The organism is Desulfovibrio sp. Fe33 (assembly GCF_028532725.1).
Lineage (GTDB): Bacteria > Desulfobacterota > Desulfovibrionia > Desulfovibrionales > Desulfovibrionaceae > Pseudodesulfovibrio.
Map to the genome: position 1 here is coordinate 497,939 of NZ_JAQKGU010000002.1, position 15,536 is coordinate 513,474.

12 protein-coding genes are annotated in these 15,536 nt (G+C 58.7%); all 12 read left to right on the forward strand.

Annotated features, from left to right (window positions below):
• The first annotated feature begins 216 nt into the window (after positions 1-216).
• Positions 217-2,871, forward strand: coding sequence for an XrtA/PEP-CTERM system TPR-repeat protein PrsT (gene prsT / locus PSN43_RS05010; protein ID WP_272699614.1), 2,655 nt, complete (start codon positions 217-219; stop codon positions 2,869-2,871).
• Between the two features lie 25 nt (positions 2,872-2,896).
• Entirely contained in the window at positions 2,897-4,255 is a 1,359-nt protein-coding gene (locus PSN43_RS05015) for a TIGR03013 family XrtA/PEP-CTERM system glycosyltransferase (RefSeq protein WP_272699615.1), read from the forward strand.
• Between the two features lie 35 nt (positions 4,256-4,290).
• Positions 4,291-5,091, forward strand: coding sequence for a polysaccharide biosynthesis/export family protein (locus tag PSN43_RS05020; protein ID WP_272699616.1), 801 nt, complete (start codon positions 4,291-4,293; stop codon positions 5,089-5,091).
• Between the two features lie 9 nt (positions 5,092-5,100).
• Positions 5,101-6,618, forward strand: coding sequence for an XrtA system polysaccharide chain length determinant (locus PSN43_RS05025; RefSeq protein ID WP_272699617.1), 1,518 nt, complete (start codon positions 5,101-5,103; stop codon positions 6,616-6,618).
• A 3-nt stretch (positions 6,619-6,621) separates the two neighbouring features.
• Positions 6,622-7,494, forward strand: coding sequence for an XrtA-associated tyrosine autokinase (locus tag PSN43_RS05030; protein ID WP_272699618.1), 873 nt, complete (start codon positions 6,622-6,624; stop codon positions 7,492-7,494).
• A 22-nt stretch (positions 7,495-7,516) separates the two neighbouring features.
• A complete protein-coding gene (locus PSN43_RS05035; protein ID WP_272699619.1) occupies positions 7,517-8,686 on the forward strand; it encodes an XrtA/PEP-CTERM system-associated ATPase in 1,170 nt (389 codons plus the stop codon).
• A gap of 112 nt (positions 8,687-8,798) precedes the next feature.
• The gene (locus PSN43_RS05040) at positions 8,799-10,034 is read left to right on the forward strand and encodes a TIGR03016 family PEP-CTERM system-associated outer membrane protein (RefSeq protein WP_272699620.1); all 1,236 of its coding nucleotides are present in this window, start codon (positions 8,799-8,801) and stop codon (positions 10,032-10,034) included.
• 274 nt (positions 10,035-10,308) lie between these two features.
• On the forward strand, positions 10,309-11,160 hold the full coding sequence (gene xrtA / locus PSN43_RS05045) for an exosortase A (protein ID WP_272699621.1): 852 nt from the start codon (positions 10,309-10,311) through the stop codon (positions 11,158-11,160).
• Positions 11,150-11,791: an exosortase C-terminal domain/associated protein EpsI gene (locus PSN43_RS05050; RefSeq protein ID WP_272699622.1), complete on the forward strand. Its 642-nt coding sequence runs from the start codon at positions 11,150-11,152 to the stop codon at positions 11,789-11,791. Before xrtA ends, PSN43_RS05050 begins: the two co-directional genes overlap by 11 nt.
• A 3-nt stretch (positions 11,792-11,794) precedes the next feature.
• The gene (gene prsK, locus PSN43_RS05055; protein WP_272699623.1) at positions 11,795-13,855 is read left to right on the forward strand and encodes an XrtA/PEP-CTERM system histidine kinase PrsK; all 2,061 of its coding nucleotides are present in this window, start codon (positions 11,795-11,797) and stop codon (positions 13,853-13,855) included.
• A gap of 23 nt (positions 13,856-13,878) precedes the next feature.
• Positions 13,879-15,240, forward strand: a complete 1,362-nt coding sequence (gene prsR / locus PSN43_RS05060) for a PEP-CTERM-box response regulator transcription factor (RefSeq protein WP_272699624.1) — start codon at positions 13,879-13,881, stop codon at positions 15,238-15,240.
• Positions 15,241-15,328: 88 nt separating this feature from the next.
• The coding region (locus PSN43_RS05065; RefSeq protein ID WP_272699625.1) for a hypothetical protein at positions 15,329-15,536 on the forward strand (208 nt) is incomplete at its 3' end.

Below are 15,536 nucleotides of genomic sequence, written 5' to 3' on the forward strand. Positions count from 1 at the left end.
CGCACATATCAACTCATTCGGGGCCCCGATTCGGCCAGGAGAAAAAAGTCTGGTTAAACCGGACAAATCGGTGCCCGAGTGCGGGAAGATTGGAGGTGTGAATGTGATAATACTTTGATTTTATTGTATTAATTGATTAGAAATAACGCTGGCATGATTCTGGCTATTTAAGGGTCTGCTGAATGCGGAAACGAAGCATCATTTTGGGAGGATGCCGTGAAACTCACAAGATTCCTGTATCTGACTCTGTTTATAGCTCTTCTTGCCGGCTGCGGTAACAACGACATCGCCAAGATGCTGGATGAAGGCGCGCAATACAGCGCCGACGGCAATCATTCCGGCGCCATTGTCATTTATAAGACCATCCTTGAAAAGGACCCCAATCTGTTGCAGGCCCGGCTCGGCCTGGCCAAATCGTATCTGGCCACCGGCAAGCTGGATCAGGCCCGCAAGAATTTCGACAAATACAAACTCCAGAATCCTTATGACAAGGAATTGAACTACGATCTGGCCCGTCTTGAAAGACTGTCCAAGAATCCATCCAAGGCTTTGGAATACGTCGACGCCTATTGCTCGGCCAACCCCAAATCCGTGGACGGCGCATTGCTTTACGGCAAGTTGCTGCTTGAGGACTCCGACAACGCGGGAGCCGAGAAGTGGTTCAATAAGGCCATTGAGCTTTCGCCCGACAACAGCGAGGCCCGTATCGGTCTGGCCAGGGTTTACAGGGCGCAGGGGCATATCGCCAATTCGGACAAGGCCATCTCCGACGTCCTGTCCAAGGACCCGACCAACCGCGAAGCCCTGTATTTGCGGGCTTCCAGCGAATTGGAGCGGGGCGACAAGACGGCTTATCGCGAGACTTTCGCCTTTATCAGCGAATCCCATCCCTCCGATGTCTACGCAAAATACGTCAAGGCACAGTCCCTGCTTGAGCAGAAGGAATACGGCAAGGCCGCGGATATGGCCAAGCAGCTCAACGCCATGGCCCCGAATCTGCCTTACGGGCAGAAAATCATCGGGATGTCCATGTACCTTCAGAAGCAGTACCACGAGGCCATCAACGCCTTCCACAAGGCAGTGACCCTCGCTTCCGACCCCGAGTCCCATTTCTTCCTGGGCTTGAGCTATTACGCGGTGGGCGACCTGGAAACGGCCATCAGCCATTTGCGGGTGGCCGCGGACGGCGCGGGCAATTTCCTCAAGGCGCGGGAAATGATCTCCCTGATCCTCCTTCAGCAGAATCGGATCGACGAATCCATTGCCGAGGCCCGCAAAGTACTTGAAAAGGACGCCGACAACGTCTTCGCCCGGATGACCCTGGGCGACGCCCTGACCAGAAAGGGTGAGAAAGAGAAGGCTATCGAGCAATACGAGGCCGTGGCGAAGAGCCGGCCGGATGACAGCGGCACCCTTCTCAAGATGGGGGCGCTGAACTATTCCCTCGGCAACGTGGAAGAGGCCGAGACAGACCTGACCCGTGCCGTGGCCGCCTCCCCGGATTCCATCCGTCCCATGATTATCCTTTCCTCCTTCTATATGAAAAACGGCGAGAAGGGGTTGGCGAAGAGCACGCTTGAAAGCGGCCTGAGCGGCGGCAAGAACGACTCCGTGCTCTATTTCCTGCTCGCGCGGGTGGCGCTTTCCGAAAACAACGTGGAAAAGGCCCGGGAATACCTTGGCAAATCCAAGGAGAGCAACCCGGACAATCCGGACCCGTACACGACGCTCGCGGCCCTTGATCTGGCCCAGAAGAAGCCCGAGGGAGCGCTCACCGAATATTCGACCCTGGTGGACCGCCATCCCGAATTCGTCCGCGCCTGGTTGGGCAAGGCCCTTGTGCTGCAACTTCTCAACCGCCAGGACGAAGCCGAAGCAGCCTTCAAGCAGGCCCTTCAGACCAACAGCCCCGAGGCGTATCTCGGATACGCCGAGAGCCTCGCCCGCAAGGGCAGGGCGGAAGAAGGCCTGGCCGTCCTTAATCAGGGGAGTGAAAAGCTGCCGTTCAATATCGAAATGGAACGGTTAAAGGCGCAACTGCTCCTGTCCATGAAGCGGTACGACGACGTCCTGCTCCTCTGCGACCAGTTGGAGAAGCAGAATCAGAGCGCGGCCCTCGGTCTGCGCACCCGCACCTTCATGCTCAAGGGCGACTATGACAAGGCCGTTGGTTCCGCCAAGCAGATTATTGAAATATATCCAGGCGAACCGATGGGTTACATAACCCTGGCCGATATCTACTCCTCCAAGGGCGACAAGGCCAACCAACTGGCCACCCTGGAAGAGGGGCGGGACCGCTGCGAGGCCAACTCGAGTCTGATGGTGGCCTTGGGCAACTACTATCTCGCCGCCGGGGAAACCAAGAAGGCGTTGACCTACGTCGACGCGGCCATCAAGCGCGACGAGAACAACTACGTGGCCCGGACCGTCAAGGGCGACATCTGTGTCCTGCTCGGCAGGGACAAGGACGCGGTGGAGAGCTACAACAGTGCGTTGCACCTGTCCCAGCGTTACGTCCCGGCCCTTAACAACCTCGCGATGCTTTATCTGAAAGATCCCAAGACCCGGCTTGAGGCCCTGCGCCTGGGCTACACCGCCTATATGCAGCGCCCGGGCGACCCCGCGGTTCTCGATACCTTCGGGTATTCCCTGGCCGTCAACGGACGGCTCGACGAGGCCGTGCAGGTCCTGGAAAAGGCCTTGAGGATCGCCGGAGAGAATCCGGACATCGAATACCATCTCGGCTACGCGTACAAGGCGGCCGGGAAAAATGACAAGGCTTTGCCCTTGCTTGAAAAAGTAGCCAATTGCCCCGACTGCCCCAATGCGGCCGAGGCCAAGAAGCTCCTGGCCGCCATCGCGAGCGAATAGGCCGGGGACGAGAGAGGAGAGAGACATGGTAGCCATTGCATCCGTCAGGGTCTTCAAAGATCTTCTGCTGCTGTTGTTGGCGATGTTTCTGTGCTCGGTGGTACTGTTCAACGAGCCGTCTGAAATGCTTGCCCTGTTCGAAGGCCGCCCAGCCGACGTGTTCGTGCTGGTGGGAATCATCCTGGCCTCGTTCCTCGTGGTGCACATCATCGTCCATTACCTTGCGCCTTCGCGGAACGCCGGGGTCCTGGGCCTGGCCATCAGCCTGCTGGTGGCTTCGAACATGACCTTCTTCATCTACTGGCAGACCGACCTGTTCGAGCGTCTGGAAGAGATGATTCCGGTCCTGCTGTGCCTCTTCGGCCTCAACCACACCCTGTGGCTCCTGTTCATGGCCAACTGGCGCAAAATCCCCGGGCTGGTGCACCGGGTCGTCATCGTGGGCAACGGCCAACTGGCCGAGGACATGAAACTGTTGGCCGCGCAATCCGGCGGGCGGTATGAGTTCAAGGACTATGTCGAGTGCCTGTCCGGCGAGTTCGCGGACCCCGTGGCGCAGGTGGAGAACCCCACCTACAGGATTCTGGAGGCCGCCCAGCGGGCCAAGGCGAGCAAGATCGTGGTCTCTCTGACCGAGCGTCGTGAAGCCTTCCCGTTGCAGGAAATTCTCAACTGCAAGCTGAGCGGCATCGAGGTCCTCGAGGCCCCGGAATTCTACGAGCGGGTCAACCGGAAACTCATGCTCGAAAAGATCACCCCGAGCTGGTTCATTTTCGCCAAGGGTTTCAAGATCATCGGCATTCGCCGTTTCATCAAGCGGGCTCTGGACGTCATCCTGTCCCTGGCGGGCATCATCATCGTGTCGCCTATCCTGCCCCTGGTCATGATCGGCATCAAGCTGGATTCCCCCGGTCCGGTGCTGTTCAAGCAGATTCGTGTGGGCAAGGGCGACAAGGATTTCATCATCTACAAGTTCCGCAGTATGCGCCAGGATGCCGAGAAGGGCTCCGGTGCCGTCTGGGCCAGGGAGAACGACAATCGCGTGACCCGTTTCGGCCGTTTCCTGCGGAAGTCCCGCATCGACGAAATCCCGCAGCTTTTCAACGTTCTCATGGGCAGCATGAGCCTGGTGGGTCCTCGTCCCGAACGTCCCGAGTTCGTGCGCGACCTCAAAAAGATCGTGCCCTACTATGCGGAGCGGCACTTCGTGAAGCCGGGCATCACCGGCTGGGCGCAGGTTTGCTACCCGTATGGAGCCTCGGTGGAAGACGCTTTCGAAAAATTGCGCTATGACATGTACTATATCAAAAATTATTCCCTGTGGTTTGATTTTAAGATCATGTTCAAGACCATCTCGGTCATGCTGAAGAAAATGGGACGTTAGGGAATATCCATCAAGGAAGGAACGAGGAGATCATCGTGAAAAAGCTGTTGTTGGTTATGCTGCTCGTGTTGTGTGTGCCCGTTCTGGCCCAGGCGGAAGACTACGTCGTGGGCGAGGGAGATACCTTGGCGGTGCATGTTTGGGGCGAAGAGGAACTGAAGACCTCCGTTATCGTCCGTCCCGACGGCAAGATGTCCATGCCCGGCATCGACGATGTCATGGCCGCGGGGAAGACTCTTCCCCAACTGAAAAAAGAGCTCACCGAGAAACTCTCCCAACTGGTCAAGGATCCCATAGTCAATGTCTCCCTGCTCAAGAGTGTCAACAGCCGCGTCTACGTGGTCGGCGGCGGCGTCCAGCCCCAGGTCTACGACATGTTGCAGCGCACGACCCTGCTGCATGTGCTCGCCTCGGTGGGCACCCTGGACAGCGCGGATCTTTCCAAGTCCTACGTCTACCGCAACGGCAAAAAAGTCATGTCCGATTTTTCCGGACTGTTCAGCAAGGGCGAGTTCGAGAAGGACATTCAGCTCGAACCCGGCGATATGATTTTCCTGCCCGTGAAGTATGACCGCAACGTCTTCGTCATCGGCGCCGTGAACCAGCCCAAGACGATCTTCTTTTACGAAGGCCTGACCGTGCTGGACGCCTTGCTCCAGGCGGGCAGCTTCAGCAAGTACGCCAACGAGAACGAAATCGCCATCATCCGCAAGGAAGGCGACAAGCAGGTCTCCATTCGGGTCAAGACCAAGGACCTCATCAAGAAGGGCGACCTTACCCAGAACGTGCTGTTGCAGGCAGGTGATTATATCGTCGCCAGCGAAAGCTTCTTCTAGGCGGAGTCAATGGCGGACAACAAATACGATATCGCGGGACAAGACGCCTCATTTGACGCCATGCGCTACCTCCGCATGGTGGGGGAGCGCAAGACCCTGTTCGTTTCCATCGCGTTGTTGATCATGTTCGCGGCCGTCGTGATCAGTTACATGCTGCCCAGGAAGTACGAGGCCAGAAGCATCGTCTTCATTGAGCAAAACGTCATCAGCGACCTCGTCAAGGGCATCGCGGTAACGCCGTCCATGGACACCAAGATCAAGGCCATCAAGGTGACCATGCTCAGCCGGAACATGCTGTCCCAGGTCATCAAGGCCCTGGACCTCGATGTCAGCCTCAAGAACAACATATCCCTGGACGAGATGATAAAAAGCCTGCGCGGCCGGATCGCCATCGGCCTCGATGAGAAGCGCGGCGTTTTCGATATCCGGTTTGCGGACAGCAATCCGGTGCTCGCCAGGGATGTGGTGAATACCCTGACCCGCGTCTACATTGAGGAAAGCGTATCCACCAAGCGCAAGGAATCCTTCGAGGCGACCCGGTTCCTCGCCGATCAGATCGATGTCTTCAAGAAGCGCATCGACGAGGCGAGAAAGGAAATCGAGGACTTCAACATTGCCTCGGGCAAGGTCCTGGCCTCCAATGAATACGTTGTCAGAAACCAGATCGAAAAGGCTCAGGAGCAGATCAAGGAAATCCAGATCCAGATCAACGCCCTGGAAGCCTCGCGCAAGGTCCTCCTCAGCAACTCTCCGGCCCGGGCCAGGCTCAGGGAGCAGGAGCAGGTCAGAAATCAGATGCTGGCCCGCTACACCGAGAGCCATCCGAGGGTGAAGCAGTTGGAGAGCGCCATCGCCGAAACGCGGCGGCAGATTCGGGAAGAGGGCAACGATGAGCTGTCCATCATCTACAGCTCGCCGGAATATCAGAACGTCAAGGTCCATATCCAGGCGCTTGAAACACAGAAAAAGAATCTCGAAGAGGATATCGCCCAGAACAAGGCGATCCTGGACCAGATTCCCCGAGCCCAGGCGCAGTTGCAGGAGCTCAAGCGCAAGGAGCAGAACGAGGTCATCATCTACGAGAAGCTGGTCTCCCGCTATGGACAGTCCGAGGTTTCCAAGGAGATGGAGTTGCAGGACAAGGCGGTCTCTTTCCGGGTCCTGGACCCGGCGGTCATTCCGACCATTCCGTCCAGCCCCAACCGTCCCCTGATAATGCTCGCCGGCATCGCCATCGGATTCGGCGTCGCCTTCGGCGTGGTTTTCCTGCTGGATATCATCGACCCGTCCATCAAGAACGTGGACGACCTGCGCGAATTCGGCATTCCGGTGCTTGCGGTCATTCCCAAGCTCAAGAATGTCGAAGAGGAACGCAAGGCCTCCAGGCGCAGTCTTCGTATTTACCTGATCGGGGCGGTGGGACTTCTGATAGTCCTGGCGTTTCTCGGCATGGAGTTTTTGGGCATCGGCCTTGTCGACAAGGTTATCGAGAAGAGCATGGCCGTCGTGCGCCAATGGAGGATGTAAGTCATGAGCAGAATAGAAGATGCATTGAAAAAGGCCTCTGAAAAGCGGAGCGAAAGCCTGCGGCCGGAGCCTGCCGGGACTGCCGGTCCCGTTGAAAAGGGGAACGCTTTCGCCGATTCGGCCCAGGTCTCTTTTCAGGAGACTGCGGCCATGCAGACGGAAGCCTTCGAACGTGCCAGGGGACAGCGTATGCTCGTCTCCATGAACGAACCGGTTTCCCTGGCCGCCGAGGAGTTTCGCAAACTCAAGCAGAGCCTGGTCCGCAAGACCAAGCGCAGCGGGTTCCAGAACACCCTGCTCGTGACCAGCGGAACGGTCGGCGAGGGGAAGAGCGTGACGGCCGTGAACCTGGCCATCAGCCTTGCCCAGGAATTCGATCATACCGTGCTGCTGGTGGATGCCGACATCCGTTCCCCCAGTTGCCATGAACTCCTTTGCATGGAGAACGGCTACGGCTTGTCCGACTGCCTCATCGAGGGAGCCCCCATCAGCAAGGGGATGGTCAAGACCGGCATCGGCAAGCTCTCGTTCCTGTCCGCCGGATCCCCCGTTCCCAACGTGGGCGAGCTGCTGGCCTCCAAGCGGATGCAGGAGACGCTGGCCGAGATGAAGAACCGCTACGCCGACCGCTACATCATCATCGACTCGCCGCCGGTGCTTCCTTTTGCCGAATCGCGCAACCTGAGCCGCATGGCCGACGGCGTTGTCCTGGTCATCAAGGAGGGACAGGCGTCCCAGGCGGACCTGCGGGACACCATCGAGGCCCTTCAGGGCTCCAACATCCTCGGCGCGGTCTACACCCAGGCCAGCCGGGCGACCCGAGGCCTGAGCGCGGAAGCGTACATGAAATACAAATACTATCACCACGCCAGGTAGCCCGGACCTGGACGGGACGACGATGTACGAGAAGTTCTTCAAATTCGGCTCCAAGCCGTTCGACCTCCTGCCGAACCCGGACCTGCTGTTCATGAGCAGGACCCATGGCAAGGCGTTGTCGTACCTCCGGTACGGCATTGAGGAGCGCGCGGGCTTCATCCTGCTTACCGGCGAAGTCGGAGCGGGGAAAACCACGCTGATCCGGTTGCTGATGAAGGACCACATGGACAAGGTGACATTGTCCAAAGTCACCAACACCAAGGTGGATTCCCATCAGTTGCTGACCATGATCAACGACGACTTCGGGCTGGAGACAGAGGGGCGGTCCAAGGCCGCTCTCGTGCGGGAGCTCAATGAATTCCTCATCGATCAATACGCCCTGGGCCAGCGTTGCGTCCTGATAATCGACGAGGCCCAGAACCTGTGCGCCGAACTCCTCGAGGAAGTGCGGATGCTCTCCAACCTGGAGACGGACGGCGGCAAGTTGTTGCAGATCATTCTCGCAGGCCAGCCCGAGCTCAAGGAGACCCTCAACAGCCACACCCTGTTGCAGTTGCGTCAGCGCATCCAGATCGGCTGCCATCTCTCTCCGTTGAAGCCGGAAGAAGTCCGGGATTACATCCTTTACCGGATGGAGTGCGCCGGCAACCGCGAAGCCGTGCAGTTTTCCGACGAAGCCTTCGCCCGCATCAGCGAGCAGACCCGTGGCGTCCCCAGGCTCATCAATATCTTGTGCGACTACCTGCTTATCGACGCCTACGCCGCAGAGCGCCGCGAGATCGGAGGCCAGGACGTGGCCGAGATCGTCGATGAACTCGACTTCGAGCGCCAGTACTGGCCCGAGAAGAAGTCGGAGAGATCGGTCGGCGGCACGGTTCAGAGCCGCGCGCGGGCCTTGCCCGGCCAGGCGCAGAAGGTGCTGCGGGCCATCCGCGGCCTTGAGGATCGCCTGGACTATCTGGAGCGGCAGAGCGCGCGCGATCTGCCCTCGACCATGGCCGGTCTTTTGGACCGCATCGAGGAGTTGGAGAGACAGGTCTCTTATCAGAAGCAGCAATTGGAGGCTTTGCGGCTGATGCAGCAGACCCGGGCGATGGCAAGCCGGATCGAGCCCCCGGCCGATCCCGCCGTGAAGCCGGAGCCGCCGCGGAAAAAGAGCTGGGCATACAGAGTATTGTTCGGAGGGGAGTGATTTATGGCTCCGAGCACTTGCAAATATTTGATGTTGAAAGTAAAGCAGGTACTATCTGGATGGGGTTTTCTTCGTTTAGACGTAACCTGCAGGACTTTACCCGGACTCCAAGATGACATCACTTCTTCCGAAATTGCTTGCGGCCGTGTTGTTGGCGGCATGTCTGTGCCCGGCTGCGTTTGCCGCCGACCTGACCTTCCAGCCGCGTGTGACGGTCACCGGCGAGTACAACGACAATGTGGAGCAGGTCGACGGCGGCAAGGGCGATTGGGTTGGCATCGTCAAGCCCGGTTTGAGTCTGATTTACGAGCACAGCCGGGTGCTTCTGGATATAGCGTACGATTTCGAGCACAAGCGGTACGCCAATCAGGTCTTGTCGGACGAGTACAACAACTATCTCAAATCGAGTCTGGCCGTGGAGGCCATCAAGGACTTGTTCTACGTCGACGTCAGCGACAACTTTCAGAAAGTCTATACGGATGTGGAACGCGGCGACGTTCCGGAAGGCGATACCAGCAACGGGACCACGGATCAGAACATCTTTTCGTTCAAGCCGTATTTCAGCTTTCCTTTGCAGGATCGGACGACCTTGAGCACGGGCGTTCAATTCAAGGACATCTGGTATTCGGAAGAAGACAATGTGGACAAGCGGGTCTACTCGCTCTTCGCCGACGTGAATCACGAATTGACCGAAAAGTTCTCGATGCAGTTCGGCGTGGGGTTCGACAAACAGGATCCCCGGTACGAGGAAGGCGGCTTCAACCGCTACAGCTCCACCGTGGGAGCCATGTATTCCTATGCGGAAGGCTCCTTCGTGGAGGCGAGCATCACACCCACGTACACGGATTACGTTTTGACCCGGGCTTCGGACAAGCAGTACGTGCCGTATTCGCTGAGCATAACCCACGCCTTTTCCAACAGGCTGACCGGCACCGCGTACACCGAGATGGATTTTGCCGAGGACCCGACATCGTCCGTAACCAAGAACGAATTCAGGCACGGAGTTGAGATTGATCGCGAGTACGCGAGGGGCCACGTAGGCTTCGCATTGGAATACAGGGATTACGAATCGGAGAACACGGCCAGCAGGACGACATACTGGCGGCCAAGCATAAAAGGAGCGCATCAACTCACGGAACGGTTGGGATTCAACTACAATGTCTACATGGATTTGGACACGAATCCGGACAGCGACAAGTATTTGTTCGCGTTGACCAGCCTTCGCTACGAGCTCTCGGAACAATTCAGCTGCAGTATCAATTACCGATTCAAGAACAACGACGCCGAACGGTCGGAGAGCGACTACATATCCAATACCGTGGGCCTGTCAGTGTCCTGGGTGTATTAATGACTGCGGAGAGAGGGAGGTGACGAAGGTTACATAGACATAGCAATTTGCCTGATCCCGGCCACTGTATTCCGGAGACAAGGAACGACCACACGTTTGCAAAGATTTGCGGCAGGGCGCGCGCCCGCCAGCCCGGCTTCGGCCGGAGCCGAAATCCCGGACAACAAGGTGAGGTCGGTGGCGAGCAAGTGCCGATCGTTCGAAATGCGTAGAAGATCGAGCACTTTTTTTGTGCGAAATGAATGGGCTAACCCGGGGATCAGGTGATTGGAATATGACAACATTTCGGGAGACATTGGACCGGTACGGATGGTGGCTTCTGGCTGTGCCGCTGGTTTTGGGGGCCGCCTATGCGCCGGTCCTTCAGCGGCTGGTCGCCAACTGGTACTATGACGACAACTACTCGCACGGTTTCCTCATCCCGCTCATCGCCGGCTGGTTCGTGTGGCGGGATTGGGACAATCTGAAGAAGATCGAAGTCAAGCCGTCCAACTGGGGGCTTTTGCTCATTCTTCTCGGGTTGGTCCAGTTTACTTTCGCCTGGCTCGCCACGGAACTGTTCAACATGCGCCTGTCGATTGTCGTGGTTTTGGCCGGGTGCGTGCTGTATCTCTTCGGCACAGGAGTTTTCAAGCGGCTTCGCCTGCCCCTGGGGTACCTGGTCCTCATGGTGCCGCTGCCCTATATTCTTTACGACGCCCTGGCATTTCCGCTCAAGCTGTTCGTGGCCAAGGTGTCCGTGGGCGTTCTCAAGCTGATGGGCTACGCCGTGTGGCGGGAAGGAAACATCATCGCCTTTCCCAACATCGTCCTTGAGGTGGCCGACGCGTGCAGCGGGCTGCGCTCTCTCGTTTCCCTTATCGCCCTGGCCGTGACCCTGGCCTTCCTCATGCTCAAATCGCCCTGGACCCGTTGTCTGCTCGTGATCTCGGCCATCCCGTTCGCGGTCCTCACCAACATCATCCGCGTGGTGGCTACCGGCCAGTTGGCGCATCACTACGGACCGGCCGCGGCTGAAGGGTTCTTCCATGAATTCGCCGGTCTGGCTGTTTTCTGCATGGCCATGTTCTTCCTCGGCGGCACCTGTTTCCTGCTCAGGCTTTGGGAGAAACGCCATGAAGCTTAGAATCTTCATTGTCTGCCTTCTGGTTATGGGTGCCGGTGCGTTTGTCCACCTGCACAGCGATGCGGCCGTGCCCTTGAGCCGTCCCCTGGACGAGTTCCCGGTGAAGGTGGGCCAGTGGCGCATGGTCCACGAGTGGCGGTATGCGCAGGGCATCCTCGAAGTCCTTCAGGCCACGGGCTACGTGTCCAGGCAGTATCGGGACGAGCAGGGCAGGGTGGTCGAGCTGTACCTTGGCTATCACGACGGCGGCCCGGACGCCGGTCCCATCCATTCCCCGCGCAATTGCCTGCCCGGCGGCGGTTGGATGCAGCGGTTCGAGAAAACCGTGGAGATAGACCTGGACGGCCGGAGCATGGAGGCGGTCCAGGCCGCCTACGACAAGAGCGAGTCGACCGTGACCATGCTGTATTGGTTCCAGGTCTGCGGCAAGGTCGTGACCAACGAGTACGCCCTCAAGATCGAGGAGATATTGGGGTCCCTGATCAGCCGCAGGCGGGATAGCGCCTTCATTCGCCTGTCCACGGAAATTTCCGGTGAGGATGGCGGCGCGGCGGAGGCGTTGCATCGTTTCGCGGAGGATTTTTACCCAGTGATCGAGGCGTTCCTGCCCGCACCGGCCGGAGGGAGATAGGTCATGACGGTTATGGCGGTAAGTCAGATGCTGGTGGCGGCCCTGTTGGTCCTCTATCCGGTGTACGGTCTGGTGCGGTACGGGGTTTCCCTGTCGCGGTTGGCCCTGACGCTGGCCCTGTGGTCGTTCGCTGCCTTGAATATCCTGGACTATCTGGCGCTGGAGCACGCGACCAGGTACATGCTCTACAAGCGTCCGGCCCTGTGGGTCGAGGCGGCCCTGTGCCCCGTGCTGCTGTTCTTCAGCCAGACCTACAATCGGGAATTCTCCTTCAGGCGGATGCCGATCATCCACAAGGCGTTGATGGTCCTTTCCTTCATTCCCGCCGTCATGACCCTGGTATTCCCGGCCTCCCGCTTCTTCTACTCCCCGGATTTCGAGATGGACAGGGTCCTCTTCCTGGAGCCCGTGGCCTTTTTCTTCTATCTCCAGATTCTTCTGCTGATGGCCGTAAGCCTCTTCAATCTGGAAGTGACCGTGACCAGCGCGCGTCACGGCATCAAGTGGAAGATCAAGTTCGCCATTCTCGGAGCAGGGGCGATCATCGCCACCTACATGCTCTACTTCAGCCAGAGTTTGGCGTTGCGCTCCCTGGACATGGACTATCAGCTCCAGCGCGCCTGGGGCGCAGGCCTCGGCGTGCTCATGATAATGTACTCGGAGCTGAGCCGGGGCAGCGACGAACACATCGTCATATCGCGGCAGCTCGCCTTCCGTTCCTTCGTGTTCCTCTTTTTCGCCCTCTTTCTCGTGGGCGTGGGCGTGGTCGGCGAAGGGATCAAGCTCTTCGGCAGCGATTTCAGCACCGTGGCCTTCATGGGCGTGGCCTTCCTCGGCGGGCTGGCCCTGATAGCCTGTATGCTGTCCGAGAGCCTTCGTCGGAAAATCAGGTTGTTCATCCAGCGCCACTTCTACGGCGACAAGTACGACTACCGCGACGAGTGGAAGAAGTTCACCAATCGCGTCATCAACGCCGGGACCCGCGAAGAGCTGTATCGCAACATTCTGATCTTTTATTGCGAGATTTTCGGTGTCGGCAACGGCGCCATCTTTCTGCAAGGCCGTCATAGCCGGGATTATTCGCCGGTGCTGCTGCACGAGATGGACGAAACCAGGCTGACGCTGTCGAACAAGTCCCGGTTGGTGGCTACGCTGTGCGAGAACGCCGGTCTCCTGGACCTCAAGGAACGGCCGATCGAATGTGAGGAAGAGGTGGACGAGTTTCTCAAGGACAGGAAGATTCGCTTCATCCTGCCGATTTTGAGCAACGACGTCCTGCACGGCCTCATCGTGCTCGGCTCGCCCATCAATCCGCTGGAGCGGTACGACGTGGAGGACCGGGAGCTGATGGAGACCGTGGCGGGCCAGGTGGCGGCCCTGGTCGTGAACATCCGCCTGGGCGACGAGTTGGCCGAGGCCCGCGACATGGAAGGGTTCGGCCGTGTGGCGGCCTTCGTTCTCCATGATCTCAAGAATCAGGTCTATCCGCTGTCCCTGCTGGCCGAGAACGCCCGTGAATTCATCGACGACAAGGAGTTCCAGGAGGACATGCTCGACTCCCTGGACAACATCGTCACGCGGATGAATGAGCTTATCGCCCAGTTGACCAACATTCCCAAGAACGACTCCCTCCGGCTCGAAGTGATCGATCTTCTGGACCTTGCCAGGGACGCCGCCAAGGAGGTGCCCGACGCGGAGATCGAATTCAAGGGCAACGGGGTCAAGGCGAGGGTGGACGTGGAGCAGATGCGCAAGGTCGCCCTCAATCTTTTCCTGAACGCCCTCGAGGCCGGAGAGAGCAACAAGTTCACGGTCCAGGTGGAGTACGACAACGGGTCGGTGTTCCGGGTCATCGACAACGGACGCGGCATTGACGAGGACATCCTCCAGGAGGGCCTCTTCGTGCCTTTCAAAACCACCAAGAAGAAGGGCATGGGGATCGGCCTCTACCAGAGCAAACGAATCGTCGAAGCCCACGGCGGCGGTCTTTACGCCACGGCGGGCGATGCAGGCGGGGCGGTATTCAGCGTGGTGCTGCCCGATCCGTCCGGGGACAACGTCTAAGCGGCGACCAGCCACAATACAGTATGCAGAAATTACTCATCATAGACGACAACGAGGAAGTCCGCCGCCAGCTCAAGTGGGGGCTGTCGCGATCCAATTACGAATTGCTTTTCGGCTGCGACGGCGTCGAGGGATTGGCCCTGTTCGAGAAGCACCGCCCGCCGGTGGTCACCTTGGACCTGGGCCTGCCGCCCAACGAGAACGGCGTGGAGGAAGGGCTGCGGGTCCTGGGCGAAATCCTGCGTCTCGACCCCTTGGTCAAGGTCATCGTCATCACCGGCAACGAGGAGCATGACGCCGCGCTCAAGGCCATCCAGCTCGGTGCCTACGACTATTACAAGAAGCCCATCGACCTCAACGAACTCAAGGTCATCATCGAGCGGGCCATGTACCTGAAAACCCTGGAAACCGAGAACCTGAACCTTCGTCAGCAATCGGTCAACGAACTGGGCATCGTCGGCGAGTGCTCCGGCATCCGGCAGGTGTTCACCCAGATCGAGCGGGTGGCCGCTTCGGACGTGCCCGTGCTCATTACCGGCGAATCCGGCACCGGCAAGGAGCTGGTGGCCCGCGCCATCCACAGGAAGAGCCTGCGCGCCGACAAGGAAATGGTCTGCATCAACTGCGGGGCCATTCCGGAAAATCTTCTCGAATCCGAGCTGTTCGGCCACGAGAAGGGGGCCTTCACCGGGGCGAGCAAGACGGTCAAGGGCAAGGTGGAATACGCGGACAAGGGCACTCTCTTCCTCGACGAGGTGGGGGAAATGCCCATGCAGCTTCAGGTCAAGCTGCTGCGCTTCCTTCAGGAGATGGTCATCACCCGTGTGGGCGGCCGCAAGGAGATCGGTGTGGACGTTCGCATCATCACGGCGACCAACATAGACATCAACGAGGCCATGGCCAACGGGACCCTTCGCGAAGACCTCTTCTACCGAATCGGGGTCATGAACATCGCATTGCCTCCCCTGCGGGAGCGCGGAGAAGACATCGAGCTGCTGGCCAACTATTTCAACAAGAGCGTCAACATCGGCCCCCGCAAGGATTTTAAAAGCTTCAGCCGCAAGGCCATGGAGTGCATCCGCGGCTACGATTGGCCGGGCAATATCCGTGAGTTGGAAAATCGGGTCAAGCGAGCGGTCATCATGGCCAACGGTCCCGAGATAACTCCCGAGGATTTGGGGTTGAGTCCGGATGATGCCTCGCGCCTCAGGCAGCGGTCGGACGACATCTCCCTCAAGGAAGCGCGCTCCCTGCTGGAGCGGGACATGGTGGAGTCCGCCCTGAACCGTCATTCCGGCAACGTGGCCAAGGCAGCGGGCGCGCTCGGCGTGAGCCGTCCGACCCTGTACGATCTGATGAAGCGTCACAACATCAGGGGAGACTAGGCCCAACGGTTTGGGCGCGGTCTTTTCCCGTCCGGCTTGAGGGCAAGTGCGGATGCAAGGGCGATTGAAGGGAAGGAGATAGGAAAATATGTGCGGAATCGCGAGTTTTCTGAGCAACAGGCTGTGGCTGAACGTGCCTGACGTGTCCTGGATTGCCGACCTTGAGGCTTCTTTCGGCGAGGCCGGGAGGAGCGGTGACCTTCTCGACGCCGCCAAGCCTCTGGGCGAGCTGGCGGAGCGGTTCTACGAGCTCATGTCCTTTGGGCTGCATATGCGGCTCGTGGGCGATCCCGAAA